26 protein-coding genes are annotated in these 24,852 nt (G+C 73.6%); 11 read left to right on the plus strand and 15 right to left on the minus strand.

What is annotated here, in order from left to right; genetic code table 11:
- The first annotated feature begins 67 nt into the window (after nt 1-67).
- Together ACIQJT_RS34560 and narJ are read left to right on the plus strand one after the other, a co-directional pair.
- The gene (locus ACIQJT_RS34560) at nt 68-286 is read left to right on the plus strand and encodes a hypothetical protein (protein ID WP_402649723.1); all 219 of its coding nucleotides are present in this window, start codon (nt 68-70) and stop codon (nt 284-286) included.
- Between the two features lie 81 nt (nt 287-367).
- Entirely contained in the window at nt 368-853 is a 486-nt protein-coding gene (narJ, locus tag ACIQJT_RS34565; protein ID WP_402649724.1) for a nitrate reductase molybdenum cofactor assembly chaperone, read from the plus strand.
- 38 nt (nt 854-891) lie between these two features.
- Here the strand turns inward: narJ and dnaK are convergent, their stop codons facing one another.
- From dnaK to ACIQJT_RS34605, 8 genes are all read right to left on the minus strand, one after another.
- Entirely contained in the window at nt 892-2,751 is a 1,860-nt protein-coding gene (gene dnaK, locus ACIQJT_RS34570) for a molecular chaperone DnaK (protein WP_402649725.1), read from the minus strand.
- A 97-nt stretch (nt 2,752-2,848) separates the two neighbouring features.
- Nucleotides 2,849-3,607 (minus strand): glycerophosphodiester phosphodiesterase family protein, encoded by a 759-nt coding sequence (locus ACIQJT_RS34575; protein ID WP_365458692.1) that lies wholly within the window; start codon nt 3,605-3,607, stop codon nt 2,849-2,851.
- Between the two features lie 7 nt (nt 3,608-3,614).
- A complete protein-coding gene (locus tag ACIQJT_RS34580; protein ID WP_402649726.1) occupies nt 3,615-4,958 on the minus strand; it encodes a hypothetical protein in 1,344 nt (447 codons plus the stop codon).
- Between the two features lie 87 nt (nt 4,959-5,045).
- On the minus strand, nt 5,046-5,474 hold the full coding sequence (locus ACIQJT_RS34585; protein WP_365458686.1) for an OsmC family protein: 429 nt from the start codon (nt 5,472-5,474) through the stop codon (nt 5,046-5,048).
- 64 nt (nt 5,475-5,538) lie between these two features.
- Nucleotides 5,539-7,269, minus strand: coding sequence for a hypothetical protein (locus ACIQJT_RS34590; protein WP_402649913.1), 1,731 nt, complete (start codon nt 7,267-7,269; stop codon nt 5,539-5,541).
- A 56-nt stretch (nt 7,270-7,325) separates the two neighbouring features.
- On the minus strand, nt 7,326-8,387 hold the full coding sequence (locus ACIQJT_RS34595) for an ATP-binding protein (RefSeq protein ID WP_402649727.1): 1,062 nt from the start codon (nt 8,385-8,387) through the stop codon (nt 7,326-7,328).
- 151 nt (nt 8,388-8,538) lie between these two features.
- Nucleotides 8,539-10,623, minus strand: a complete 2,085-nt coding sequence (locus ACIQJT_RS34600; protein WP_402649728.1) for a phage holin family protein — start codon at nt 10,621-10,623, stop codon at nt 8,539-8,541.
- A gap of 63 nt (nt 10,624-10,686) precedes the next feature.
- Nucleotides 10,687-11,088, minus strand: coding sequence for a hypothetical protein (locus tag ACIQJT_RS34605; RefSeq protein WP_053853152.1), 402 nt, complete (start codon nt 11,086-11,088; stop codon nt 10,687-10,689).
- An 83-nt stretch (nt 11,089-11,171) separates the two neighbouring features.
- Here ACIQJT_RS34605 and ACIQJT_RS34610 point away from each other — a divergent pair, with 83 nt between their 5' ends.
- Entirely contained in the window at nt 11,172-11,945 is a 774-nt protein-coding gene (locus ACIQJT_RS34610) for an MBL fold metallo-hydrolase (protein ID WP_365458677.1), read from the plus strand.
- Nucleotides 11,942-12,556, plus strand: a complete 615-nt coding sequence (locus ACIQJT_RS34615) for a DedA family protein (protein WP_053853260.1) — start codon at nt 11,942-11,944, stop codon at nt 12,554-12,556. The genes ACIQJT_RS34610 and ACIQJT_RS34615 overlap by 4 nt, the downstream gene beginning before the upstream one ends.
- A 58-nt stretch (nt 12,557-12,614) precedes the next feature.
- Here the strand turns inward: ACIQJT_RS34615 and ACIQJT_RS34620 are convergent, their stop codons facing one another.
- From ACIQJT_RS34620 to ACIQJT_RS34640, 5 genes are all read right to left on the minus strand, one after another.
- Nucleotides 12,615-13,670 (minus strand): MBL fold metallo-hydrolase, encoded by a 1,056-nt coding sequence (locus ACIQJT_RS34620; RefSeq protein ID WP_402649729.1) that lies wholly within the window; start codon nt 13,668-13,670, stop codon nt 12,615-12,617.
- Nucleotides 13,667-14,911, minus strand: coding sequence for an aminotransferase class I/II-fold pyridoxal phosphate-dependent enzyme (locus ACIQJT_RS34625; RefSeq protein WP_402649730.1), 1,245 nt, complete (start codon nt 14,909-14,911; stop codon nt 13,667-13,669). Before ACIQJT_RS34625 ends, ACIQJT_RS34620 begins: the two co-directional genes overlap by 4 nt.
- 115 nt (nt 14,912-15,026) lie before the next feature.
- Nucleotides 15,027-15,770: a hypothetical protein gene (locus ACIQJT_RS34630; RefSeq protein ID WP_402649731.1), complete on the minus strand. Its 744-nt coding sequence runs from the start codon at nt 15,768-15,770 to the stop codon at nt 15,027-15,029.
- 209 nt (nt 15,771-15,979) lie between these two features.
- Complete coding sequence (locus tag ACIQJT_RS34635) at nt 15,980-16,777, minus strand: RNA polymerase sigma factor SigF (RefSeq protein WP_402649732.1); 798 nt, start codon at nt 16,775-16,777, stop codon at nt 15,980-15,982.
- Between the two features lie 340 nt (nt 16,778-17,117).
- Nucleotides 17,118-17,294, minus strand: coding sequence for a hypothetical protein (locus tag ACIQJT_RS34640; RefSeq protein WP_159044377.1), 177 nt, complete (start codon nt 17,292-17,294; stop codon nt 17,118-17,120).
- Between the two features lie 123 nt (nt 17,295-17,417).
- Between ACIQJT_RS34640 and ACIQJT_RS34645 the strand changes: the two genes are divergently transcribed.
- The 3 genes from ACIQJT_RS34645 to ACIQJT_RS34655 are packed head-to-tail and all read left to right on the plus strand — an operon-like array spanning nt 17,418 to nt 18,813.
- Entirely contained in the window at nt 17,418-17,804 is a 387-nt protein-coding gene (locus ACIQJT_RS34645) for a DUF2795 domain-containing protein (RefSeq protein WP_365458659.1), read from the plus strand.
- Nucleotides 17,801-18,235 (plus strand): CBS domain-containing protein, encoded by a 435-nt coding sequence (locus ACIQJT_RS34650; RefSeq protein ID WP_365458656.1) that lies wholly within the window; start codon nt 17,801-17,803, stop codon nt 18,233-18,235. The genes ACIQJT_RS34645 and ACIQJT_RS34650 overlap by 4 nt, the downstream gene beginning before the upstream one ends.
- A 35-nt stretch (nt 18,236-18,270) precedes the next feature.
- Nucleotides 18,271-18,813 carry a type 1 glutamine amidotransferase domain-containing protein gene (locus tag ACIQJT_RS34655; RefSeq protein ID WP_402649733.1) on the plus strand — a complete coding sequence of 181 codons (543 nt, stop codon included), beginning with the start codon at nt 18,271-18,273 and terminating at the stop codon, nt 18,811-18,813.
- Between the two features lie 148 nt (nt 18,814-18,961).
- On the opposite strand, the gene ACIQJT_RS34660 is transcribed toward ACIQJT_RS34655, so the two are convergent.
- Nucleotides 18,962-19,243 (minus strand): DUF6158 family protein, encoded by a 282-nt coding sequence (locus ACIQJT_RS34660; RefSeq protein WP_053850371.1) that lies wholly within the window; start codon nt 19,241-19,243, stop codon nt 18,962-18,964.
- A gap of 66 nt (nt 19,244-19,309) precedes the next feature.
- On the opposite strand from ACIQJT_RS34660, the gene ACIQJT_RS34665 reads away from it, so the two are divergent.
- Nucleotides 19,310-20,413: a Vms1/Ankzf1 family peptidyl-tRNA hydrolase gene (locus ACIQJT_RS34665; RefSeq protein WP_402649734.1), complete on the plus strand. Its 1,104-nt coding sequence runs from the start codon at nt 19,310-19,312 to the stop codon at nt 20,411-20,413.
- 30 nt (nt 20,414-20,443) lie between these two features.
- On the opposite strand, the gene ACIQJT_RS34670 is transcribed toward ACIQJT_RS34665, so the two are convergent.
- Nucleotides 20,444-22,066 (minus strand): ABC-F family ATP-binding cassette domain-containing protein, encoded by a 1,623-nt coding sequence (locus ACIQJT_RS34670; RefSeq protein ID WP_402649735.1) that lies wholly within the window; start codon nt 22,064-22,066, stop codon nt 20,444-20,446.
- Nucleotides 22,067-22,196: 130 nt separating this feature from the next.
- Here ACIQJT_RS34670 and ACIQJT_RS34675 point away from each other — a divergent pair, with 130 nt between their 5' ends.
- The 3 genes from ACIQJT_RS34675 (at nt 22,197) to ACIQJT_RS34685 (ending at nt 24,849) form a co-directional block, all read left to right on the plus strand.
- Nucleotides 22,197-23,690, plus strand: coding sequence for a bifunctional phosphatase PAP2/diacylglycerol kinase family protein (locus ACIQJT_RS34675; protein WP_402649736.1), 1,494 nt, complete (start codon nt 22,197-22,199; stop codon nt 23,688-23,690).
- Nucleotides 23,691-23,790: 100 nt separating this feature from the next.
- On the plus strand, nt 23,791-24,636 hold the full coding sequence (locus tag ACIQJT_RS34680; RefSeq protein WP_402649737.1) for a class I SAM-dependent methyltransferase: 846 nt from the start codon (nt 23,791-23,793) through the stop codon (nt 24,634-24,636).
- A gap of 42 nt (nt 24,637-24,678) precedes the next feature.
- On the plus strand, nt 24,679-24,849 hold the full coding sequence (locus ACIQJT_RS34685) for a hypothetical protein (protein ID WP_053850366.1): 171 nt from the start codon (nt 24,679-24,681) through the stop codon (nt 24,847-24,849).
- Nucleotides 24,850-24,852 lie beyond the last annotated feature (3 nt).

Raw genomic sequence — 24,852 nt, forward strand, 5'->3', positions numbered from 1 at the left:
TGAACGGGTGCGCTCCCGCGCCCCGCCCTAGGTTCGAAGCGAGCCGCGGGCAAGCAAGGGAGCGCACGTGACCGACACGGAGACACCGCAGGGCAAGCCGGGCGCGGCGCCGCCGCCGGCCGGGCGGTTCTTCCGGCCCGGCCCGGCCTCCCCCGACGTACGCGGCCCCGGGCCGGCCGGCGACCGCGAGGCGGACGCCTTCCACCGCGACCGCCGCAGGCACGACCCGTCAGCGGCGGGGACGCACCGGCCCCGGCGGTCGCCGGGGACGAGGACCGGTACGTGACCCGACTGCTGCCGGAGTGCCGGTGGACGCCTTCCACGTGCCGCGCCACCGGCAGACCACGGACGACGCGGAGGAGGCCCGATGCCCTCGGACGCAGTGCTCTACCAGGCGGCGGCGCTCTGCCTGACCTATCCCGACGACGACTTCCGGGCCCGGCTGCCGCTGCTGCGGGAGGCGGCCCCGCAGTTGCGCGAGTTCGTCGACCACGCGGCGGTGACGCCCGCGCAGGAGCTGGCGGCCCACTACGTGCGGGTCTTCGACGGCACGGACCGGCACAGCCTGCACCTGAGCCGGTGGCAGGGCGAGGGCACCCGGCGGCGCGGGATGTCGCTGGTGCGGTTCGAGGAGGTCTACCGGGCCGCCGGGCTGGAGCTCACCGGTGAGGAGCCGCCGGACTTCCTGCCCGCGGTACTGGAGTGCGCGGCCCGCACCGGTGACCTCGGCCTGCTCACCGAGCACCGCGAGGGCCTTGAGCGGCTGCGCTCCCGGCTCACCGACTTCGGCACGCCGTACGCGACGGTCCTCGACGCCGTGTGCGCCACGCTGCCGACCGCCCACCTGTTCTAGCCGGGGCCGCGGCCGCGGGACGAAGATCTGACGTTTTCTCAGGCGGCGCCGCCCTTCTGGTCCTTCTCGTCGTCCACGATCTCCGCGTCGACCACGCCCTCCTCCTCCTGCGGCGGGGAGGACGGTTCGTCCTGCGGCGGCTGCTGCTGTGCCTGGGCGTACATCGCCTGGCCCATCCTCTGGCTGACGGAGGCGAGTTTCTCGACGCCGCCGCGCAGGGTGCCGGTGTCGGCGTTCTCCTCCAGGAGCCGCTTCAGCTCGGTGACCGCCGACTCGACCTCCGCCTTGGTGTCGGTGGGCACCTTGTCGCCGTTCTCGCGGACGAACTTCTCGGTCTGGTAGACGAGTTGCTCGGCCTGGTTGCGGGTCTCGGCGGCCTCGCGGCGATTGCGGTCCTCCTCGGCGTACTGCTCGGCCTCCCGCATCATGCGGTCGATGTCCTCCTTGGGAAGCGCCGATCCGCCCGTCACCGTCATCTTCTGCTCGCGCCCGGTCGCGAGGTCCTTCGCCGAGACGTGCATGATCCCGTTGGCGTCGATGTCGAAGGCCACCTCGATCTGGGGGACGCCCCGGGGCGCCGGCGGGAGCCCGGTCAGGTCGAAGACGCCGAGCTTCTTGTTGTACGCGGCGATCTCGCGTTCGCCCTGGTAGACCTGGATGCCCACCGAGGGCTGGTTGTCGGTGGCCGTCGTGAAGATCTCCGAACGGCGGGTGGGGATCGTGGTGTTGCGCTCGATCAGCTTGGTCATGATGCCGCCCTTGGTCTCGATCCCCAGGGACAGCGGGGTCACGTCGAGCAGCAGCACGTCCTTCACGTCACCGCGGATGACACCCGCCTGGAGCGCGGCCCCGACCGCCACCACCTCGTCGGGGTTGACCCCCTTGTGCGGGTCCTTGCCGGTGAGCTCCTTGACCAGGTCGGTCACCGCGGGCATCCGTGTCGAACCGCCGACGAGGATCACGTGGTCGACCGCGGACAGCTTGATGCCCGCGTCCTTGACCGCCTGGTGGAAGGGCGTCCTGCAACGGTCCAGCAGATCCGCGGTGAGTTCCTGGAACTGCGCGCGGGTCAGTTTCTCGTCGAGGTGCAGGGGGCCCTCGGCGGAGGCGGTGATGTAGGGCAGGTTGATCGTGGTCTCGGAGGACGACGACAGTTCGATCTTCGCCTTCTCGGCCCCCTCGCGCAGCCGCTGGAGCGCCATCTTGTCGTTGCCCAGGTCGACGCCGTACTGCCCCTTGAAGCGTTTGACCAGGTGCTCCACGATCCGGTGGTCCCAGTCGTCGCCGCCCAGATGCGTGTCGCCGTTGGTCGCCTTGACCTCGATCACGCCGTCGCCGATCTCCAGCAGGGAGACGTCGAAGGTGCCGCCGCCGAGGTCGAAGACCAGGACCGTCTGCTCCTCGCCCCGGTCGAGTCCGTACGCCAGCGCCGCCGCCGTGGGCTCGTTGATGATCCTGAGCACGTTCAGGCCGGCGATCTCCCCGGCCTCCTTGGTGGCCTGCCGCTGGGTGTCGTCGAAGTAGGCGGGCACCGTGATCACGGCGTCGGTGACGTCCTCGCCGAGATAGGACTCGGCGTCCCGCTTCAGCTTCTGGAGGACCCGCGCGGACAGCTCCTGCGCCCGGTACCGGGTGCCGTCGATCGAGCCCTGGTCCGGGAAGCGCCAGCTCCCGTCGCCCATGTGCCGTTTCACCGAGCGCGCGGTGCGCTCGACGTTGGTGACGGCCTGCCGCTTGGCGACCTCGCCCACGAGCACCTCGCCGTTCTTGGCGAAGGCCACGACCGACGGTGTGGTCCTGGCCCCCTCCGCGTTGGCGACAACCGTGGGTTCACCGCCCTCCAGCACGGCCACCACCGAGTTCGTGGTCCCGAGATCGATCCCGACCGCACGTCCCATCGCCGTCCCCTTCCGCCAGGGATGTCCACCGGAGAGCCTTCCCGCACTCCAGCACAAAACTTGAGTGCGCTCTTGTCAATGGGGCGGGTGGCCCTGCTCAGTGGGACGGGTATCCCGGGGCGCGCTCCTCGTACGGTTCCCCGCGCAGGGCGACCGCCCGCCGGGGCCGGTCGGTGATCAGGACGTCGACGCGCGGATGGTCCAGGAACGACCGCATCAGGGGGTCGTCGTTGACCGTCCAGACCATGGTGAACAGGTCGTGCCGGACCGCCTGGCGCAGCACGGTGGCCCGGGCGAGCCGCTGGTGCACGGCCACCCCGCTCGCGCCGCAGGCGCGCACCCGGCGCATCGGCAGGAGCTCGCTGAGCCGGGTGCCGGCGAGGCGGGCCCGGGCGATCTCCTTGCGGTCGCGCCCCAGGGACAGCGCGGTGCGCACCCGGGGGAAGGCCCGCGCTACGGCCGCGACGGAACGGTCCTCCAGGGTCGTGGCGACGAAGCCGTCCGTGCCGAGCAGGGCCACCGCCCGGTCGATCAGCTCCCGCTCGTAGCCGCTCTCCTTCAGGTCCAGGTGACCGACCAGCTTCCCCGCGATCAGCGCCATCACGTCGTCGACGACCGGCACGGCGTGCCCGGCCCGGGCGCTGAGCTCGGCGTGGGTGATCTCGTGGAGGAACGGCCCGGTGCCGCCGGCCCGGGCGTCGTGGTGGACGACGAAGACCCCGTCGGCCGTGCGCCGGACGTCGAACTCAACGTACTCCGCGCCCGACCCGATCGCGTCCTCGTAGGCCTCCCAGGTCGCGGCGCCGGCACGCTCGGAGCCGCCCCGGTGGGCGGAGACGGCGGGACGTCGTGGCATACGGCGGTCAGCTTCCGGACGGCGGGCGCCGGGCGGGGACCGGGGCGGCCGGGCTCAGCAGGGCGCCGGAGCGTCGGCCGGCGCGGATGATCCGGACGTATCCGATCACGGCGAGCACCAGGAAGGGAACCCAGGCCAGGACGTACGCCGGGAGGTAGCGCGGATCGAAGACGGAGCGGTGCGGGTCCACGGTCGAGGCGTTGGCGCCGAAGAACGCGAGCAGCAGCGTCGGCGGGAGGGCGATCAGCGTGGCGATCGCCACCAGGACGGACACCGTGCGGTCACGGCGGTCGTCGCGTTCCGCGAGCTCCGCGTCGAGGGCCGCCGAGCGGGCACTGATCACCGAGGTCAGCCGCTCCACCATGCGGGCGGAGTTGTCCAGGCTGTCCCGGATGCCGAACGCGTCCCGCAGGGAGGACTGGAAGGCCTCCATGACCGTTTCCGGGATCAGCAGACTGTCGACGTACGCCTCCACCCCGAAGGCCAGGTCCAGTTGGAGTTCGTTGACGCCCGCGGACAGCTGCGAGATCAGCGAGCGGATCTCGTACGGGGAGCTCGCCGAGGCCTGTTCGTTCGCCCGCATGGTCGCGAAGGCGGCCAGCCGGGTGCGCTGGAGCACGGCGAGCGCGGAGACCATGCCGACGGCGACCAGCGTCAGACCGTTCTCCACGTGCTCGGCCCAGCCGGCGTGGACGGAGACGCCGCGGCCGTGCGCGGAGAGGGTGCTGCCGTGGCTCCTGAGGTGGGGCGGCTCCGCTGTGGCCCTTCGCCCGCGGTACACCAGCTCGTTGAGCACGACCGCTTGCCGGGCCGGGTCGGCGCCGAGCAGTTCCTCACGCAACTCGCCTCCGGGAAAGACGAGTTGGTGGACGTTCTGGCCGAAGGCGAGCGGCTCCCGGGGGGCCAGCCGCTCGCGCACCACGTCGAGCAGCGGCCGGCCGCCGAGCGTGATGCGGTCCCGGTCGAAGCAGGAGTCGGCGAGCCAGGCGGCGAGGGCGCCCGCGGGGGTGCGGCCGGCGAACTCGCAGTCCAGGACGAGGGTGACGTCACCGCGCGGGGTGGTGAGCACGACGAGCTCGGCCGAGGCCGGGGCGAGTCCGTGGTGGCCGTGGGGCAGCCGCAGCTCCCCGGGCGGCGCGTCCGCCACGAGCACCGGCGCGGGCAGCACCGCCTCGCTGGACTTCAGGTGCAGGGCGAAGCGGCCGAAGTCGAAACGGTCGACGAGACTGCCGAGCGAGGGCGACCGCGGGTCCAGTGTGCCGCTGAGACTGAACAGCACCAGGACACGGGTGAGTCGACGGGTGCCGGAGTCGAGTCCCGCCGTGCCGCCGGACGTTGTTCCCGTGATCATCGCGTCCCTTCCCGCCCTGGCCCTCCCGAGTGCGGCAGCGCGCAGACCGCCCCGGACGAGCGGTCTGCGCGGCTGGTGCCCCGGGGTTCAGGCGAGCTTCGCGTCCAGCGTGATCGGCACGGCCTTCAGGGCCTGGCTGACGGGGCAGTTGGCCTTCGCGTCGGTGGCGGCGGCGACGAAGCCGTCCTCGTCGAGACCCGGCACGGTGCCCTCGACGGTGAGGTGGATGCCGGTGATGCCCTCTCCCGGCTGGAAGGAGACGTCGGCCGACGTGACGAGCTTGGTGGGCGGGGTGCCCGCGCCGTTCAGGGCGTGCGACAGCGCCATCGAGAAGCAGCTCGAGTGCGCGGCGGCGATCAGCTCCTCGGGGCTGGTCTTGCCGTTGGCGTCCTGGGAGCGCGAGGCCCACGTGACCGGCTGTGCCTCGATGGCACCGGAGGAGTCGAAGTTGACGACACCGCTCCCCTCGAGGAGGCTGCCTTCCCAGACGGTGTGTGCGGAGCGCGTGGTAGCCACGATCAGTCCTTTCCTGTGGTCCCGCGGACGGGAGTGCGGGATCCATCCGATCACACACTACGGCTCAGCTCACCCGGAAGACGGGCCCCCGTGCGGTGAACGGCAGCCTGGCTCCCTGCGGGATCAGATAGGCGTGCTCGCGCCGCACCCGCAGCACATCGCACCAGCCGTCGGTGATCACCAGCACGGGGGCGCTCGCGGGGAAGTCGTCGGCGCGGTGCAGCAGGTCGACGCCGGGTTGCAGGACGGTGCCGCCGCGGCCGTGCACCCGGACCCGCTCGGCGATGTCGGTCACGGGCAGATAGCCGGCGTCGTGCGGTGCCGCGTCGCAGAACACCACCCGGGCGGCCGGTACGTCACGGGCCTCGGCGTACGAGGCGATCGCGCCGAGCGCCTTGCCGAGCAGGGTGCGGCTCATCGAGCCGGAGGTGTCCAGGACCACGCCGAAGGTGCAGCGGGCGGTCTCCTCGGGCGGGAAGTACCGGCCCGCGCGCGGGATGTCGGGGGTGGCGGACTGACGGCGCGCGGGACGGGCGTAGGACCGCACGGGCTGCGGGCTCGGCACGAACTCGTCGAACCAGCGGGCGAGTTGTGCGTCCCAGGGCAGCGGCGGGTGGCTGAGCGCACGGATCTCCTCGACCAGGCCGCCGGGCAGGAAGCCGCGCTCCTGCCGCTGGTGCAGGTCGAGGCCCTGGGCGAGGCCCCGGCGGTAGAACTCGTCGAGGTCGACGTAGTCGCGGGGCGAGCCGAGCGGACCGCCGAGGATGTCACCGGTGCCCTTGCCGCGGAGGGTGGACAGCCGGCGCATGCGGCGCAGGTCGCCGGCGATGCGGTCGTAGACCTCCTCGGCGGAGAGGCCGGTGAGGCCGGGGTCGTGGAGCAGGCCCTCGGGCATGGTGCCCACCTGCATCTCGCTCAGCCAGCCGTTGATGACGTAGTCGCAGGCGACGTTGAAGAGGTAGGGGTCGCGGGTGCCGCAGCGGTCGCCGTGGCGCAGGGCGGCGTGCAGCATCTCGTGGGCGAGGACGAACCGCCATTCCTCGTCGTCGAGGCGGCGCAGCGGGTTGATGTAGATCTCGGCGGCCTCCGTGTCGACGGCGGCGACGGCGATGCCGTGGGCGCGGGCGATCTCGGCGTCGGCGACCAGGGTGACGCCGGCCGCGATGCCGCCGAGCAGCGGGTAGGAGGAGATGAACCAGCTCAGGGCCCGCTGCCAGGGGCGCTGCCGGGGCGGCTCGCCGTCGAGGGAGTCGCGGCGGCCGCCCGCCATGTCCATCGCCGCCGACACGGTCCGGGTCAGGGCCGTGGCGAAGGCGAGCTGCCAGTCGGGCGGCTGGGACCAGCCGACCCACCGCAGCAGCAGCTGGTCGGGGTCGGGGCCCGCGGTACCGCAGTGCTCGTAGACGGCGGGGATGCCGTCGCGCCGCCAGCGGGCCGCGAGCTGCTCCTCGTCCCCGTCGGGGTAGGAGGCGGGCAGGTGCTCGGGGGTCTCGCCGACGGTGAAGCCGAGCAGGAAGCGGTTGACGACGACACAGCGGGCGGCGAGGTCGAAGCGGTCGGGCTGGGTGCGTTCGCCCTTCACGGCGGGGACGTGCCCGAAGCCGAGGTGCAGGACGGCGTGGGCGAGCGCCCAGGCCCAGGCGGCGGGTTCGGCGAGGCGGTGGGGGTGGACGTGCAGGTCTCCGTCGGAGTCGGCCACCACGAGCCCGTCGCGGGGCGCGAACCGGCAGTCCTCCTTGCGGCAGACGTCGAACTCGACGGCCGCGAGCGCCGGGTTGGCCTTGAGCAGCCGCATGCCCTCGGCGAACGCCTCACCGGCGAGGTCCCGCTTCTTCTTCTCCGGGCGGCGGCTCACCGCCGCGCCTCCACGAGCCGGGGCATGTCCCGGGCGGCCTCGACGAGGAACCAGGACGGCAGGACGGGGTTGCCGTCGGCGTCGGAGGCGATGACGGTCTGGGCGACCTCGACGGAGATCTCGGCGAGCTGGACCAGCAGCGACTTGGCGCGGTACGCGGTCTGGCGGCCGTTCGCCGACATGTGCTCCTTGCTGACCGGGAGTTCCTTGAGCAGGCGGCCGCGGAAGGACTCGGCGAGGTAGTAGAGCAGGTCGCGGTCCTCCAGGCGGTTCGGCCAGCGGGCGTCGCCCTTGATGATCGCCTCGATGCCGAACCGGCTGCGCACGATCTTGACGTAGCCGCAGAACGCGGTCGCGTGCCGGGGCGTCAGCGTGCCGTGCGCGAGGACCTTCAGGGTCTCCTCGTCGAGGTCCCGGCCGAAGGAGTGCAGCGCGTCGGAGAGCATGTGCCAGGAGCGGGGCGTGGAGAAGGGCTCCTCGGTCTTCGGCGGCTTGGACCACAGGTGGTCGGGCCGGTCGGTGAGGTGGTCGACGATCCAGGGGTGGATGCCGTTCTCACCGGCCCACACCAGCCAGTCCTTCGCGGACGCCTCCAGGTGGACGTGGGTGAGGCGGTTGACGAGGGCGGAGGCGATGGGCCGGGCGAGGGCGTTGTCGGTGGCGCGGTTTCCGGCGCCGATGACGATGGAGCCCTTGGGGAGTTCGTAGTCGCCGATCCGGCGGTCCAGGATCAGCGAGTAGAACGCCTTCTGCACGTCCGGGCCGGCCGCGTTCAGCTCGTCGAGGAACAGACAGTACGGCTCGTCGCGCGCGATGGACTCCGGCGGGCAGAACACCGACCGGCCGTCCCGGATCTGCGGCACCCCGATCAGGTCCTCGGGAGCGAGCTGGGTACCGATCAGGCTCACGCACTCCAGGCCCAGCGAGGCGGCGAACTCCCTGACGAGGGAGGACTTTCCGATGCCGGGGGCGCCCCAGACGAATACGGGCCGCACGGTGGCGAGGCCAAGGAGGAGGTCGGGGATCTTGGAGGGCGAAACGGTGACGGCAGCCTGCAAAGCGGTGGCTCCAGAGGGTGTTCGAGAGGACGACTCGAACAGTGTGGGCGCCCGGCCGAACGACCGCAGCTGAATTATCGCAGGGTGACTCGGCCCACCGAAGGGCGCGGGGAACTGCGCGCCCAACCCCCACCGCCCCGCGGCCAAACCACTACGCGGCCTTCTCCTCGGCCTTCTCCAACGGCACTTGAGGACCCCCCGCTTCGTCGAGCCACCGCCGCAGCACCCGATGAACGCCCTCCGCCCCGACCAGCCCCTCGGGCGGCGCGGACAGGGCGAGCGGCGACAACAGGAAAGGTTTCCCCTGCGCACCCCCCAGCCCCCCGTGCGACCCGATCTGCTCCTCGAAGGCCAGCACCTCGCCCTCCGCCGGGTCGTACCAGGAGTTGACCATGATGTCGGCGGTGTGCGGAAAGGAGTGCGTCCGCCGCACCGCCTCGACCGCGCCGGGCCCGAAGTCGGCCAACGGCCCCGGATCCTCGTCCAGCCGGTCCAGCGGGATCTCCGTGCCGAACGGTCCCAGCACCACCCCGCCGTGCTCCTCGCTGCGCACCAGGAGGAACCCGATGCCGGGATGGTTGGCGAGGGTGGTCAGCAGGGCCGGGTGCCGCGCGTCGATCTCCTCCTTGCTCATCCGGTGGCGCACGTCCGGGAAGGAGACCAGCCCGAGGTTGCCGGAGGCCAGCACGATCGGCTCCGAGCCGCGGGCGGGCCGGTACTTCTCGCGCCCCTCCTTGCCGGGCCGGCGCAGCGCGGCCCGGACGGCGGCGCGGGCCTCGGCCCCGCTGTGGGTGCGCTCGGCCCTGCGCGGCACGGGCAGCCCGCAGCCGGCCCGGACCAGGTCGCCGAGGGTGAGCCCGTAGCGGGCGCGGAAGGTCTCGCCGGGGCTCTGGCCGTGGTCGGACAGGACGACGATCCGGTACGGGCGCGGGGCGTGCTCGGCGACGTTCTCGATCAGCGCGAGCGAGCGGTCCAGGCGTTGCAGGACCTTCGCCGCGTCGCGGCCGGCCGGCCCGGAGTGGTGGGCGACCTCGTCGTAGGCGACGAGGTCGGCGTAGACGGCGGTACGGCCCGCGAGCATGTCGCCCATGACGGCGGCGACCACGACGTCGCGCTCGACGACGGTCGCGAAGGCGCGGACGAGCGGGTACAGGCCCCCGCGGCTCACCCGCGGGCGCTCCTTGCGGACCCGGGCGCGGGTCGACTGGCCGATCTCGCGGCCGACCTCGGCGACGAAGGACAGGGCGGTGCGCACGGCGTTGGCGGGGTCGGAGAAGTAGGCGAAGTAACCGGCCCGGGAGCGGGTCTCGCGGCTGCGGCGGCGGGTGGCGATGGACAGCACCAGGGCCTGTTCCTCGGCGCCGCCGGAGAAGAGGTTGCCGCGGCTGGCGCCGTCGACGGTGAGCAGTCCGCCGTGGCCCGCCTGTTCCACGGCCCGGTGCTGGAGTTCGACGGCGCTGGTGGGGCGGTTGCAGACCATCACCTCGCCGCGGTCCTTCTCGTACCAGCGGAAGGCGGGGACGTCGTGGTTGCTGCCGTGCAGGATGCCGAGCTGGCTGGCGCCGGTCTGGCTGGACCAGTCGGTGCGCCAGGAGGTGAGGCGGTGGGTGGGGCGGACGGCACGGCCCGGGGTGTCGCTGTGGCCCATCCAGCGGGCGATCGTGGGCATCAGGCCCTCGCCGACCGCGGCCAGCAGGATGTCGTGGCCGACGCCGTCGAGCTGGAGGAAGACCGTGCCGGGGGTGGCCGGGCCGACGGGGCCGCGTCTGCGGCGGCGGTCGGCGAGCCGGTACAGGCGGCGCCGGTAGGCGTCGTCGTCGCGCACCGCGAGGGCACCGCCGGTGGCGGAGGCGACCGCGGACATGACGGCGGCGACCACCACGGCGGTCTCCGGGGCGGCGTCGCCGCGCTCGGCGGGGTTGAGGCGCAGGGCGAGCAGCAGCAGCGCCCCGTTGAGGAAGAAGACGAGGAGCCCGAGGACCAGTGTCGGCACGAGCAGGAGGAGCCGTACGAGCAGCGGCCACACGACGGCCGACAGCACACCGAAGGCGCCGGCGCCGAACGCCGCCGTGACCGCGATCCGGGTCGCGCTGTCACCGGTCGGGGACTGGAGCCGGAAGTCCGGCAGGATGCCGGCCAGCACCAGCATCGTCAGGGTGGAGACGGCCCACACCGTGACGCTCCGTCCGACCTGACTGGCCACCCGTCGCCAACGCCCCGCACCCACGCCCCGCACACCTCACGTCCCGGCCCGTCGTCGGTGCGGGCGCTGGGATCAGCGTGTCATACGGGTGGACCGTCAGCGTCCGTCGTATCCCGCCGTCGGCATCGACAGCCTGCGGTGCACCCTGGCCTTCATCTGGGCGTCGTAGTGGGGTTCCGCGAAGCCCACCGTCTCGACCCGTACCCCGCGGCGGGCGCACTCGGCGGTGAACTCCTCCACCGAGGACAGGGCGCTCGCGAGGACGCGGAAGCTGGGGGCCACGAAGAGGTCCCGTCCCGCCCGCACCCCGTCCCACAGCACGCAGTGGTCGGCGCGCAGGCCCCGCACCAGCAGCTCCCGCCGCACGGTGTACCCCCGCTCCGCGGCCCAGCGCGCGCACATGGCGTGCTGGCTGCGGGAGTCCACCAGGAAGGGATCGGCGTCCAGTTCCTCCAGCGGCGTCAGACTCGCGATCGCCGTGACGCGGAACGCTCCCATGGTGTCCCCCTCACCTCCGGGTTTCGCCGCCGACCCTACTCCAGCCCGTAGGCTTCGGGGAGTCGCGCGAAGGAGGCAAAGAGGTGCCGGTGGAGATCACCTGGTGGGGCCACGCCACCTGCACGGTCACGGATTCGGACGTACGCGTGCTCACCGACCCTCTGTTCGCCCGCCGGCTCGCGCATCTGCGCCGGCGCCGCGGTGCGGTGCCCCCGCCCGACGCCCGGCGCGCGGACGTGGTCCTGGTCTCCCATCTGCACGCCGACCATCTGCACGTTCCCTCGCTGGCGCGCCTGGAGCCGGGCACGCGCCTGCTCGTGCCCCGGGGCGCACCACGCCAGGTGCCGGGGCTGCGCCGGCTCACCCACCTCAGGGTGGACGAGGTGGCGCCCGGCGACGAGCGGCGCGTCGGCGACCTGCTGATACGCGCGGTCCCGGCCTGGCACGACGGGCGGCGGCTGCCGCTCGGACCGCACCGCTCCCCCGCGCTCGGTTACGTCGTCGAGGGCTCGGCGCGGACCTACTTCGCCGGGGACACCGGCCTGTTCGACGACATGGCCAAGGAGGTCGGGCCGGTCGACGTGGCGCTGCTGCCGGTCGGCGGCTGGGGGCCGTATCTCGGGGAGGGGCACCTGGACGCGGGGCGCGCGGCCGAGGCGCTCACCCGGCTGGGGCCGCGCAGTGCGGTGCCCGTGCACTACGGGACGTACTGGCCGATCGGGATGGACGCGGTACGGCCGCACGAATTCCACACGCCGGGCACGGAGTTCGTGCGGCGGGCGGCGGAGCTCGCGCCCGAGGTGGACGTGCACCGGCTGGAGCACGGCGAGAGTGTGCGGCTGGGGGTCTCGCGGTGACGTGGCTCGCGGCCGCGACCACGGGGGCGACTCCCGGGGCCGCCGGACAGGCGATCGGGTACCCGACGCTGTTCCTGCTGGTGTTCCTGGGGGCGTTGGTGCCCGTGATCCCCACGGGGGCGCTGGTGAGTTCGGCGGCCGTCGTGGCGTTCCACCAGACGGCGCCCCTGGCGCTGCTGTTCGTGTTCGTCACGGCCTCCGTCGCCGCGTTCCTCGGGGACATCGCCCTGTACTGGCTGGGGCGGCGCGGGATGAAGTCGAAGAACGGCTCGCGGTGGCTGGAGGCGCTTCGGTCGAGGGCGCCGGAGGAGCGGCTCTCCCAGGCGCAGGGGAAGCTGGCCGACCACGGGGTGGCGGTCCTCGTGCTGTCCCGGCTGGTGCCGGCCGGGCGGATCCCGGTGATGCTGGCCTGTCTGATGGCCGAGTGGCCGTTGCGGCGGTTCGTGCGGGGGAACCTGCCGGCCTGTCTGGCCTGGGCGGTGACGTATCAGCTCATCGGGATTTTGGGCGGATCGCTGTTCAAGGAGCCCTGGGAGGGCGTGGTCGCGGCGGTCGCGCTGACCGTGGCGATCAGCGCGGCGCCGACGGTGTGGAAGCGGGTCCGTTCCTGAGGGCGCGCTTCCCCGGGTGCTCCTGGGGATGCCCGTGGAGGTGCTCCTCGGGGTGCTCCTAGGGGTGCTCCAGCACCCGTGAGCCGCCGACCGGCAGGTCCCACAGGTCCTCGCGGTCCAGGCCCGCCTTCTCCCACGCCGCCCGCACCCTCGTCAGCGGTTCCAGCACGGGCTCGGCCGACAGCACGAACGTCGCCCAGTGCATGGGGGCCATGCGCCGGGCGCCCAGGTCCTGGGCCGCTCGCACCGCCTCCTCCGGGTCGCAGTGCACGTCGCTGAGCCACCAGCGGGGGTCGTAGGCGCCGATGGGCAGCAGGGCGAGGTCGATGCCGGGATAGCGCATGCCGATGCGGGAGAACCAGTGGCCGTAGCCCGTGTCGCCCGCGAAGTAGACGCGTCGGCCGTCCCGGTCGGTGAGGACCCAGCCGCCCCACAGGGTGCGGCAGGTGTCGGTGAGGGAGCGCTTGGACCAGTGGTGGGCGGGCACGAAGTCGAAGCGGACGCCGTCCAGTTCGGCCGCCTCCCACCAGTCGAGCTCGGTCACCGCGGTGAAGCGGCGGCGGTGGAACCAGCGGGCCAGGCCGGCCGGGACGAAGACCGGGGTGTCGCGCGGCAGGCGGCGCAGGGTCGGGGCGTCCAGGTGGTCGTAGTGGTTGTGGCTGATGACGACGGCGTCGACGCGGGGCAGGGCGTCCCAGTCGATGCCGACCGGGGTGATGCGGGCCGGGGTGCCGAGGATGCGGCGGGACCAGACCGGGTCGGTGAGGACGGTCAGGCCGCCGATCCGGACCACCCAACTGGCGTGCCCCGCCCAGGAGACGGCGACCGTGCGGGCGTCGACGGCGGGCAGCGGTGCCGGTGCGTAGGGCAGCCTCGGGATGTCGGCGAGTCCCTCGGGGCCGGGGCGTACGGCGCCCTCGCGGGCGAACCGGGCCATGGCCTTCAGACCGGGCAGCGGGGCGGTCAGGCGGTCGTGGAAGGACTTCGGCCACGCTCTGCGCTCCCCCAACGGGCGTGGTTCGGCGAGCGGCGGCGACGCGGGCGCGAGGGAGGACGGGGCCGGGGGCTCGTCGGCCACTCGCGTGCTGGTGGTCGACTCGGACTGCTGCGTCATCGAGGAGGCTCCCATCGCTGAGCGTCGTCGCGGAGTTCGTCGAAGACCGACTCCAGGGTGTTCAACGCGCGTTGCACGTGTGGCAGTTCCAACGGCGCGGGTGACGTGAGGCATTCCGCGCGTTCCTCGTCGGAACGGCCGAGCAGAGGGCCGGTGGACAGCCGTACGCGCAGCGCGCCGAGGTCGTCGCCGAAGCGGTGGCCGCCGGGGGCGGGCATGCCGAGCCGGGCGGTCAGGAAGTCCTCCAGGTCCTGGGCGTCGCCGACGCCCCGCGCGGCGAGCGCGGGCCGCAGGGGGCCGAGGTCGACGTAGAGGTGGCGGCCGGCCCGCGGGGGCCGGCAGAGCGCGCCCGCGCCGACGACCACGCAGTGCGCGGCGGCGGCCACGCGCGCGTGGAGGTGTCCTGCGGCGGCGCGGCGGGAGGTGACCGGTTCGGGTTCGGCGAGGGCGTGGGCGGCGGCCGCGGCGACGGGGGCGGCGATGCGGGCGCCGAGCGCGGTCAGGATGTCCAGCACGCGGGCGTGCAGGCCGTCGCCGCTGCCGTCGGCCGGGAAGCGGGCGAAGGCGGCGGGCCAGCCGGCCGGGAGCAGGCTGCCGGCCAGGTCGGTGACGACGGTGACCCGCTCGGGCAGCATCTCGGCGGGGCTGAGCAGGACCGTCTCGTGCGGGGCGTGCACGGTGTCGCGCCAGGTCTCGTCGCTGACCAGGTGCAGGCCCTCGCCCGCGGCGGCCTCGACGGTCTCGTGGAGGACCTCGGGCGGGGCGACGGTGGCGGTGGGGTCGTCGGCGACGGACAGCACCAGCAGCCGTGGGTCGCCGCCCTCGGCGCGCACCCGGCGCACGGTCTCCAGGAGGGCGTAGGGGTCCGGGACCCCGCCGCACTCGGCCGGTGTCGCCACGTGGAAGACGGGTCTGCCCAGCAGGCGTGCGTACGGCGCCCACCAGGCGGCGCAGGGGCGGGGCACCAGGACGTCGCCGCCGAGCGCGGCGGTCAGGGCGAGCAGGAGGGCGGGGGCGCCGGGGGCGGCGGCCACGTGGTCGGGTCCGGCGGGCAGTCCGCGCCGGGCCGCGTAGCCGCAGGCGGCCTCCAGGAGGCGGGTGCCGCCGCCGACGGGTTCGGCGTGGGGGCGGGCGGCCGCGGCGGCGAGCACGGCGGCGAGGTCGGGCAGGACGGGCAGCCCGTCGTCGGGCAGCGGAGGGCCGTAGCGGACGGGGCCGTGGCCTTCCGGGTCGGTCCGCATGGTCACCTCCGCAAGGCGCTGTCCGCCGTCTCGTCCCCTCGCGCCTGGCGCGCTCCCCGTGCTCCGCGTACCCACCGGACGGTCGTCCCATGGGCGCCCGCGCGGGTTGCGCCTGTCACACGGAGGTGAGGTTTCGATCCTGGACATCGGTGCCGGGGGCCTTGCGGCGCAGCCGGTACACGGCGCCCGCGGCGGCGCCCGCGATCAGCAGTCCGCCGGCGACCAGAGCGGGCACGGAGTCGGTGAAGGAGCCGCCCTGGCCGGCCCGGACCGGCCTCTGGACGACCGCGGTGCCGCAGCTGTCGGTGTACGTCTCGGTGCGCGGTTCGGTGTACGTCTCGGTGCGCGGCTCGGCGTGCGTCTCGGTGCGCGGCGGCGGGCACGGGCGGTGGCTGGTGCCCGTGGTGTTCCCGGTGGTGGTGCCGGTGCCCCGGGTGACGGTGAAGGTGGCGGTCCACGCCTTGCCCGCCGCGCGGTCCGAGGTCGGGCAGGTGCCGTCGACGGTCCACGCGGAGTCCGTGCCGTCACCGCCCGTACCGTCCTGGAGCTCCGGGTCGGCGGAGATCCGGGCGGTGCCGCTGTACTCGGGGCCGGAGACCTGGTCGTCCTCGCCGGGCACCAACTCCAGCCGTACGGTCTGCGACTCGAAGGCGTCCGAGGTGGCGTCGACGGTGGCGGGCGGTGTCCCGGTGCCGGGATCGCAGGAGACGGACACGGTGACGCTGCCGCCCGGCTGGACACTGCTCGGGCTGACCTCCGCGGCCGGATCCGCGTAGGCGCTCGGCGCGGCGGCGCCCAGGGCGATCCCGAGTGCGGGCAGGACGACGGACAGGGCCCGGAGACGGGCGGTGCGGCGCATGGGGCGGACTCCTTCGGCCGACGGCTGCGGGGGCCCGTCGTCGGGCGTCGGGGTCTCGACGACCGGGCCGAGGGCACGACGGTCGCACCCACGGCCATCACAGCCCGGCCCTCCCCGTCCCGCGCGCGGCCGAAGGCCATTGGCGGGACGGGGAGGGCCGAGTGGGTGACACCCGACGCCGCGGGACCGGCCCCCGCGGCGTGCCCGGGTCAGCCGGCGGCGTCGCGCATGATCTCCTCGCGCATCCGTCCGCAGCAGCGGCTGATCAGCCGGGACACGTGCATCTGGGAGATGCCGAGCTGCTCGGCGATCCGGCTCTGGGTCATGTCGCCGAAGAAGCGCATGTAGAGGATGGCGCGCTCCCGCTCCGGCAGGGCGGCCAGCCGGGGCTTGACGGACTCGCGGTCGACGACCGTGTCCAGCGCCGGATCGGCCGAGCCGAGGGCGTCGGCGAGCGAGTAGCCGTCCTCGCTGCCGGGCAGTTCGGCGTCCAGGGAGAGGGCCGTGAAGCTGTCCAGGGCCTCCAGGCCGACCAGGACGTCCTCCTCGCTCATGTTCGCGTGCTCGGCGATCTCGGCGACCGTGGGCCCGTGTCCCGGGACGGTCTGGGCGAGGTCCTGGGAGGCGAGGCGGACGCGGTTGCGCAGGTCCTGGACCCGGCGCGGCACGTGCAGGGTCCACATGTGGTCCCGGAAGTGCCGCTTGATCTCGCCGGTGACGGTGGGCACGGCGTAGCTCTCGAAGGCGTTGCCGCGCTCGGGGTCGTAGCGGTCGACGGCCTTGACGAGGCCGAGGGCGGCGACCTGGCACAGGTCGTCGTAGCTCTCGCCGCGGCTGCGGAAGCGGCCGGCGAGCCGGCGGGCCATGGGCAGCCAGGCCTCGACGACCTGTCCGCGCAGGGTGTCGCGCTCGGGTCCCGGGGGCAGTGCGGCGAGCCTGCGGAAGGCCTCGGCGGTGTCGGGCGCGTCGTCGTGCGGGTGGTGCTTCGCGCTCACTGGAGTGGGCATGTGCGTCGCAACTCCCTGGATCGTGCTCTGGTGGACGATCGGCGTGGGGACGCTTTCGCGTGCGGACAGGCGCGGCCGTGGCGGCCGATCGCCGCTCCCACGGACGTGCCTCCGGTCCGAAGCACTGTGAGTGCGCCTGCCCCCGGCCTCGCGGGGCAAACCCCAGGCGACAGCAGACCGTTGACGCCGTCGCCGGGACCACCGCGGACAGGGCCACGGTGGAGGACGTGGTCGAACCCTCGGTGCCCGCGGGCCGACTCCCCGGACACGGACGCCCCAGGCAGCCGTACGGGTCACTGGAGGCGAGCGGAGAACCGGGCGTCCAGGGGGAGGCGGGGCCTCAGGGCGAAGGTGCCGGAGTTCCCGCCGGGGCGGGCGAAGCAGCCGTCGGGAGGGCGGCCGGTTCGAGCCGGTCGCCCTCGGGCTCCGGCAGCATGACTTCCTCGTACCTGCCCAGCGCGAGGACGGCGGCGAGCATGAGGATCGGTATGAGCGCGGCGAGGAGCACCATCGCCATGTCCTTCCCAAGGGAGGTGCGCGGGGGGTTCCGAACGGGTCTCCCGACTTCTGTCCGGCAAACCCCGTGTCGGCCTCCGGTGCACGGGTACGCGGTGCGGACCCCGAAGATCTGGAGGGAGACATGCAGCGAGGCAGCGACCGGCTGAGCCGCCACCGCGACGACGAGATGAAGCACGAACTCCAGGGACTGCTCCGCTCCGGGCACCCCACCCGGACCGAGGAGTGGAACGATCCGGAGCCGACCGCCGACGACGATCCGCAGGTCTGGGGCGGACCCGTGACGCCGGGCAGCGACGGGGCGTCGCTGGAGACCGTCCGGCTGGAGCTGGCCCGGCTCCTGGGCCGCAGCTCGTTCCCCGCCGCTCCCGGGGAGCTGGCGCGGGTGCTGCGCCGCAAGAACGCCCCCGACCCCCTCACCGAGGCGGTGGAGGCACTGCCGGGCAAGGAGACCTACGCCACGGTGCAGGAACTGGCGCGGGCACTGACCCGGACGGCGGGCACCCCGTGACGGCGGAGCTCGTCCGGGACGTGATGACGCCCGGAGTGGTGGCCGTCCGCCCGGACGCCTCGCTGGTCGAGGCGGCGCGGCTGATGCGCGCGCAGGACATCGGCGATGTCGTCGTGGCCGACGGTCAGCACGTGGTGGGGGTGCTCACCGACCGGGACATCACGGTCCGGGCGGTCGCCGACGGCGTGGACCCGCTGACGGTGAGCGCCCGGTCGGTGTGCACGCCCGACCCGCTGACGGTCGCCCCCGGCGACCCGGTGACGCAGGCGGCCGCGCTGATGCGGGCCCACGCCGTGCGGCGGCTGCCGGTCGTCGAGGACGGTCTGCCGGTCGGCATGGTGAGCCTCGGCGACATCGCCGAGGCCCGCGACCCGGGCTCGGCGCTCGCCGACATCAGCCGCGCGGACCCGGACGGCGGGGAACCCGTATGAGGAAAAGGCTTTCCAGGAAAGGACGTTGAATCATCATGCGCATCGCGTTTCTGACCGCACCCGAGGGCGTCGAGCAGATCGAGCTCACCGATCCGTGGCAGGCGGCGGTGGACGCGGGGCACGAACCCGTGCTCGTCTCGACGGAGTCCGGCACGATCCAGGCGTTCAACCATCTCGACAAGGCGGACACCTTCCCCGTGCAGGAGGTCGTGGGCGAGACGTCCGCGGACTCCTTCGGCGCTCTGGTGCTGCCCGGCGGGGTGGCCAACCCCGACTTCCTGCGGATGGACGAGAAGGCCGTGGCGTTCGTGCGGGACTTCTTCACGCAGGGCCGCCCGGTGGCCGCGATCTGCCACGCGCCGTGGACGCTCGTCGAGGCGGACGTCGTACGGGGCCGGGTGCTCACCTCGTGGCCGAGTCTGCGGACGGACATCCGCAACGCGGGCGGCACCTGGGTGGACGAGCAGGTGAAGGTCTGCGACCACGGTGACAACAAACTGGTCACCAGCCGTAAGCCGGACGACCTCAAGGCGTTCTGCGAGACGTTCCTCGACGTGTTCGCGAAGGAGGCCGCCTAGCCGGGGCTCCCGGCCGCGTCCGCGGCGGCGATCGCCGCGCACCGGCGCCGGGGGCCGACGCGCCACTGAGCCCTGCGGGCAGCGCACCGGTGGCCTGCTGATCAGGGGATCGGCAGGCCGCCTTCGGCTGCTCCCGGGCTGCGCACGGTCAGTCCAGCGCCGGCGTCGCCGACTCCCCCGACCCGCGCTCCCGGGCGCCCTCGCGCGTCCGGCCCGCGGCCACGGTCCGGCGCGGGTTGCGGCGCAGATACTCGCCCTCGAGCCGGGCCATGCGCTCGTTGTGCGTGCTGAGCGCGTCGTTCGAGCCGTGGAGCAGGGTCTCGTGCCGGGTGCGGTGGATGGTCTCCAGCTCTTTCATGAGCTGCTGGTCGTCCAACTGGCTGGGGTCGACTCCGGTCATGGTGGTGGTCCGCTCGTCGTGTTCGTTCATGGGCCTCGGGTACCCGCCCCGCAAGCATTACCGCACTGCCCCCGAGCGGCATCCGGGAGGGAACCGATGGATCTCGCTTTCCTGCGTCCACTCTACGAACATCCGGGCCCCTGGGCCTCCGTGTACGTCGACACCTCACGGCGCACGGAGGACACCCCTCACGAACGGCACCTGGCGGCGGTCGCGGTCTCCCGCGAGTTGTCCGCGCAGGGCGCCGACGAGAAGACCTGCGTGGCCGTGCGGGAGGCGCTGGAGGAACTGCGGCACTCGTCGGAACCGCGCGGCCGGGCCGTCTTCGCACGGGCCGGCGAGGTGGTCCTGGACCCGCCCCTGACCAGGTCCCCGGAAGCCGGCCTGGTGTGCTGGGCCCCGCTGCCGCACACCGCGCCCCTTCTGGAACTGGCCGGCGAGGACCCGGTGTGCGTGGTGGCGTACGTCGACCGCAAGGGCGCCGACTTCGAGCTGCGCGGGGCGCTCGGCAGGCAGGGCGCGGGGTCGGTCGCCGGCAGGCAGTGGCCCGTGCACCGGACGAGCAGCTCGGACTGGTCGGAGCGGCACTTCCAGCTGCGGGTGGAGAACAGCTGGGAGCACAACGCGGCGGAGATCGCCGACGCGCTCGCCGTCTGCCAGGAGGAGACCGGTGCCGATCTGCTGGTCCTGGTCGGTGCGGAGCGGGAGAAGCGGTCGGTGCACGAGCGGCTGCCGAAGCGGCTGCACGGCCGGGTGGTGGAGGCCGGGCACGGCGCCGGGAGCCGGCTGCTCGACGAGGACGTGGAGCGGGCCCGCGCCGAGCGCGTACGGCGGCGCGCGGAGCGGGAGCTGGAACGGTTCCTCGCGGCCCGCGCGCCGGGCGACGACGGCCGCCCGGGGGCCGTGGAGGGCCTTTCCGCGCTGGTCGAGGCCGCGCGTGAACACCGTATCGACGAGCTCCTGATACGTCCGGACGGGCCCGACGCGCACCGCGGGGTCTGGGCCGGGGAGGACCCGGACCAGGTGGCGGTGCGCCGCACGGATCTGACGATCCTCGGTGAGCAGATCACCTGGTCGGTGCGCGCGGACGACGCGCTGATCAGGTCGGCGGTGGCGACGGGCGCGCCGGCGCTGTCGGTGACGCCGGTGGCCGAGGAGGCCCCGGTGGGCGGCCTGGGCGCCCTGCTGCGCGGGGCCTGAGAGGCCGCGGACGGGTCCGGTGGCCGTCGGTCACCGGACCCGTTCGACGCGTCGTTCGTCCCAGACCGGCTCCGGGGTCTCGCGCACCCGGCCGTCCGAGCCGAAGACGAGGTACCGGTCGAAGGACCGCGCGAACCAGCGGTCGTGGGTGACCGCGAGGACGGTGCCGTCGAAGGCTTCCAGGCCCTCCTGGAGGGCCTCGGCGGACTCCAGGTCGAGGTTGTCCGTGGGCTCGTCCAGGAGGAGCGCGGTGACGCCCTGGAGCTCCAGCAGCAGGATCTGGAAGCGGGCCTGCTGGCCTCCGGAGAGCCGGTCGAAGCTCTGCTCGGCCTGTCCGGTCAGCTCGTAGCGGCGCAGCCGGGACATCGCGGGGCCGCGGTCCTGGGCGTGCTCCTTCCAGAGGATGTCGAGGAGGGTGCGGCCGAACAGCTCGGGGTGGGCGTGGGTCTGCGCGAAGTGGCCGGGCACGACCCGCGCCCCGAGCTTCCACTGCCCTGTGTGGGCGACGCCGGTGTCCCCCGCCAGCAGTCGCAGGAAGTGCGACTTCCCGGAGCCGTTGGAGCCCAGGACGGCGACCCGTTCACCGTAGAAGACCTCCAGGTCGAAGGGCTTCATCAGGCCGGTCAGTTCAAGTCCCTTGCAGGTGACGGCCCTGACGCCGGTGCGGCCGCCCCTGAGGCGCATGGTGATGTCCTGCTCGCGCGGCGGCTCGGGCGGCGGTCCGGCCTCCTCGAACTTGCGCAGGCGGGTCTGGGCCGCCTGGTAGCGGGAGGACAGCTCGTGGCTGATGCTGGCCGCCTGGCGGAGGTTCAGCACCAGCTTCTTGAGCTGCGCGTGCTTCTCGTCCCAGCGCCGGCGCAACTCCTCGAAGCGCGCGAAGCGTTCGCGCCGCGCCTCGTGGTAGGTGGCGAACCCGCCGCCGTGCACCCAGGCGTCCGCACCGGTGGGCGAGGGTTCCACGGAGACGATCTTCTCGGCGGCCCGGGACAGCAGTTCCCGGTCGTGGGAGACGAACAGGACGGTCTTGCGGGTCTCCGCGAGCCGCTCCTCCAGCCAGCGCTTGCCGGGCACGTCGAGGTAGTTGTCCGGCTCGTCCAGCAGCAGCACCTCGTCCGTGCCGCGCAGCAGCGCCTCCAGCACGAGCCGCTTCTGCTCACCGCCGGACAGCGTCCGCACCTGCCGGAACTGCGCCTTGTCGTAGGGCACCCCGAGCGCGGCCGTCGTGCACATGTCCCAGAGCGTCTCGGACTCGTACCCGCGCACCTCGGCCCAGTCGGACAGCGCCTGCGCGTACTTCAGCTGGGCGGCCTCGTCGTCGACGGTCATGATCAGGTGCTCGGCCCGGTCGACGGCCTGCGCGGCCTCCCGGATGCCGGGCGGCGCGACCGACACGAGCAGGTCCCGAACGGTCGTCTCGTCCCGCACGGACCCCACGAACTGGCGCATCACACCCAGGCCGCCGCTCACGGTGACCGTCCCGCCGTGCGGCTTGAGCTCGCCGGAGATCAGCCGCAGCAAGGTGGTCTTCCCCGCGCCGTTCGGCCCGACGAGGGCCACCACGGCCCCCTCGCCCACCCGGAACGACACATCGCCGAGCAGCGCCCTCCCGTCGGGAAGGTAGTACTCGAGATGTGCGGCTTCCAGATGTCCCATGGGCGGCATTGTGGGTGCAGAGGCGAGACCCGGGCAAACACATAAAGGGCGCGGGGAACCGCGCGACCGGCTCCGTACGGCCGGCGGACGGCACCGACCAAGCGCCCCGACGGCGGGTACCCGCAAGGGCATGAGCCCAGACGTTGATCTCACCGCCCTCCGCACCGGCGTGCGCCCGCTGCGCGACCGCCTGCTCGCCCTGGACTCCCGTCTCTTCGCGTTCGCGGCCGCCCGGAACTGGCCCGCGGCCGAGCCGGTGCTGCCCCGGCTGAGCAGGAGCGCGAACCACGGTGTCCTCTGGTTCGCCACCGCCGCCGCGATGGCCGCGAGCCGCACCCCCCGGTCCCGCAGGGCCGCCGCCCGCGGTCTCGCCTCCCTGACCCTGGCCTCCCTGACCGTCAACACCCTCGGCAAGCGCTCGGTGCGCCGCACCCGCCCCGCCCTGGACCCGGTCCCGCGGGCCCGGCAGCTCGGGCACCGGCCGATCACCACCTCGTTCCCCTCCGGGCACGCCGCCTCCGCGGCCGCCTTCGCGACCGGCGTGGCGCTGGAGTCCCCGGCGTGGGGCGCGGCGGTGGGCCCGCTCGCCTGGTCCGTCGCGCTGTCCCGGGTGTACACGGGCGTGCACTTCCCGAGCGACGTCCTGGCCGGTGCGGCCCTCGGCGCGGGCGCCGCGTTCGCCGTACGGGGCCTGGTGCCCACCCGCGCCCAGGTCGTGCCGCCGGCCCGGCCCCGCGCGGAGGTTCCCGCGCTGCCGCAGGGCGAGGGTCTGGTGATGGTGGCGAACACCGCCTCGGGCACCGCGGAGCGGGTGCGCGCCCTGCACGACGGGCTGCCGATGGCCGAGATCGTCGAGTGCGAACCGACCGATGTACGGGCCGAGTTGGAGAAGGCCGCGGCCCGTGCCACGGTGCTGGGCGTGTGCGGTGGCGACGGCACGGTCAACGCGGCCGCCGAGATCGCCCTGCGGCACGGCGTGCCCCTGGCGGTGCTGCCGGGCGGCACCCTGAACCACTTCGCCTACGACCTCGGGGTGGAGGGCGCGCGCGATCTCACCAGTGCGGTCCGCCGGGGCGAGGCCGTGCGCGTCGACGTGGGCCGGTACGTCAGCGACGGCCGGGAGGGCGTCTTCGTCAACGGGTGCAGCCTGGGCGTGTACCCGGAGCTGGTGCGGGAGCGGGAGCGCTGGTCGGGCCGGATCGGCGGCTGGCCGGCCGGGGTGCTCGGGGCGCTGCGGGTGCTGCGGGCCGACCGGCATCCGCTGGAGGCCGAGTTCGGCGGCCGGACCCGGCCGCTGTGGCTGCTGTTCGTGGGCAACGGCACCTACCACCGGATGGGTCTCGCCCCCGGCCGCCGCACCGACCTCGCCGACGGCCGGTTCGACGTGCGGGTGGTGCACGGCGGGCGCCGGCCCGCGCTGCGCCTGCTCGCCGCGGCCGTCGCGGGTCCGCTGACCCGCTCCCCCGCGCACGCGGCGGTCCAGGTGGGACGGCTGCGTCTGACGGGTGTCGCGCCGGGCACGCTCCTCGCCTACGACGGCGAGGTGACCGAGGTGCGGGGCGAGGTGACCCTGGAGAAGCTGCCCGAGGCGCTCACCGTGTACCGCCCGCTGCCCGGGAGCTGACGATCCATCAGTCCACATTCCAATACGGGGGTCTCACCATTCGACATGCGGGCGTACGGTTCTGCGTACCGACGGACCTGTCGAGAAGGGGAGCCCAGTCATGCCGACATCGCCGGAGACGCAGCAGGAGAAGCCGCGGGAGACCGCCGTCTACACACACGGCCACCACGAGTCCGTACTGCGCTCGCACACCTGGCGCACCGCCGCCAACTCCGCGGCCTACCTGCTCGGTTCGCTGAAGCCCCACATGCGGATCCTGGACATCGGCTGCGGGCCGGGCACGATCACCGCCGACCTCGCCGCCCTGGTCCCCGACGGTCACGTCACCGGCGTCGACCACGCGCCGGGCGTCCTGGACCGGGCCCGGGAGACGGCCGCCGCGCGCGGACTCGGCAACGTCGACTTCGCGGTCGCCGACGTGCACGCGCTGGACTTCCCGGACGACACCTTCTGTGTGGTCCACGCCCACCAGGTGCTCCAGCACGTCGGGGACCCGGTGCGGGCTCTGCGCGAGATGGTGCGGGTGACCAGGCCGGGCGGGTTCGTCGCGGTGCGCGACTCGGACTACGCGGCCATGACCTGGTACCCCGCGTCCGCGGGGCTGGACGACTGGCTGGACCTGTACCGCCGGGTGGCCCGGGCCAACGGCGGGGAGCCGGACGCCGGCCGGCGGCTGAAGTCCTGGGCGCTGCGGGCCGGGCTGACGGACATCACCGCGACCTCCGGCACCTGGACCTACTCCACCGCCGAGGAGCGGGAGTGGTGGAGCGGGCTGTGGGCGGACCGCACGCTGGCCTCGGCGTACGCGGAGCGGGCCGTCGAGGGCGGCCACGCCACCGTGGAGCAGCTGCGGGCCGTCTCGGACGCCTGGCGGAAATGGGGCCGGCAGGACGACGGGTGGTTCTGTGTGCCGCACGGGGAAATTCTGTGCCGGAAAAGCGCCTGAATCTTCGTATTCCGGATACTCGGACAGCAGGAGGTACACATCATGGTTGCGCTTCTGCTGGTCCTGCTTCTGGTGCTGATTCTGTTCGGCGCCGGATTCGCGGTGAAAATACTGTGGTGGATCGCACTGGCCGTGCTGGTGCTGTGGCTGCTGGGATTCCTGATGCGCGGCACGACGTCGTCCGGAGGCAGGGGCCGCTGGTACAGGTGGTGACGG

The sequence above is a fragment of the Streptomyces sp. NPDC091972 genome, assembly GCF_044756385.1.
Taxonomy (GTDB): domain Bacteria; phylum Actinomycetota; class Actinomycetes; order Streptomycetales; family Streptomycetaceae; genus Streptomyces.

Excerpts from the sequence above, each read along its gene's own strand:
- narJ (WP_402649724.1), top strand. The coding sequence starts at position 368 with ATGCCCTCGGACGCAGTGCTCTACCAGGCGGCGGCGCTCTGCCTGACC.
- dnaK (WP_402649725.1), bottom strand. The coding sequence starts at position 2,751 with ATGGGACGTGCGGTCGGGATCGATCTCGGGACCACGAACTCGGTGGTG.
- ACIQJT_RS34575 (WP_365458692.1), bottom strand. The coding sequence starts at position 3,607 with ATGCCACGACGTCCCGCCGTCTCCGCCCACCGGGGCGGCTCCGAGCGT.
- ACIQJT_RS34580 (WP_402649726.1), bottom strand. The coding sequence starts at position 4,958 with ATGATCACGGGAACAACGTCCGGCGGCACGGCGGGACTCGACTCCGGC.
- ACIQJT_RS34590 (WP_402649913.1), bottom strand. The coding sequence starts at position 7,269 with ATGCGGCTGCTCAAGGCCAACCCGGCGCTCGCGGCCGTCGAGTTCGAC.
- ACIQJT_RS34605 (WP_053853152.1), bottom strand. The coding sequence starts at position 11,088 with ATGGGAGCGTTCCGCGTCACGGCGATCGCGAGTCTGACGCCGCTGGAG.
- ACIQJT_RS34620 (WP_402649729.1), bottom strand. The coding sequence starts at position 13,670 with ATGACGCAGCAGTCCGAGTCGACCACCAGCACGCGAGTGGCCGACGAG.
- ACIQJT_RS34625 (WP_402649730.1), bottom strand. The coding sequence starts at position 14,911 with ATGCGGACCGACCCGGAAGGCCACGGCCCCGTCCGCTACGGCCCTCCG.
- ACIQJT_RS34630 (WP_402649731.1), bottom strand. The coding sequence starts at position 15,770 with ATGCGCCGCACCGCCCGTCTCCGGGCCCTGTCCGTCGTCCTGCCCGCA.
- ACIQJT_RS34635 (WP_402649732.1), bottom strand. The coding sequence starts at position 16,777 with ATGCCCACTCCAGTGAGCGCGAAGCACCACCCGCACGACGACGCGCCC.
- ACIQJT_RS34640 (WP_159044377.1), bottom strand. The coding sequence starts at position 17,294 with ATGGCGATGGTGCTCCTCGCCGCGCTCATACCGATCCTCATGCTCGCC.
- ACIQJT_RS34645 (WP_365458659.1), top strand. The coding sequence starts at position 17,418 with ATGCAGCGAGGCAGCGACCGGCTGAGCCGCCACCGCGACGACGAGATG.
- ACIQJT_RS34655 (WP_402649733.1), top strand. The coding sequence starts at position 18,271 with ATGCGCATCGCGTTTCTGACCGCACCCGAGGGCGTCGAGCAGATCGAG.
- ACIQJT_RS34660 (WP_053850371.1), bottom strand. The coding sequence starts at position 19,243 with ATGAACGAACACGACGAGCGGACCACCACCATGACCGGAGTCGACCCC.
- ACIQJT_RS34665 (WP_402649734.1), top strand. The coding sequence starts at position 19,310 with ATGGATCTCGCTTTCCTGCGTCCACTCTACGAACATCCGGGCCCCTGG.
- ACIQJT_RS34670 (WP_402649735.1), bottom strand. The coding sequence starts at position 22,066 with ATGGGACATCTGGAAGCCGCACATCTCGAGTACTACCTTCCCGACGGG.
- ACIQJT_RS34675 (WP_402649736.1), top strand. The coding sequence starts at position 22,197 with ATGAGCCCAGACGTTGATCTCACCGCCCTCCGCACCGGCGTGCGCCCG.
- ACIQJT_RS34680 (WP_402649737.1), top strand. The coding sequence starts at position 23,791 with ATGCCGACATCGCCGGAGACGCAGCAGGAGAAGCCGCGGGAGACCGCC.
- ACIQJT_RS34685 (WP_053850366.1), top strand. The coding sequence starts at position 24,679 with ATGGTTGCGCTTCTGCTGGTCCTGCTTCTGGTGCTGATTCTGTTCGGC.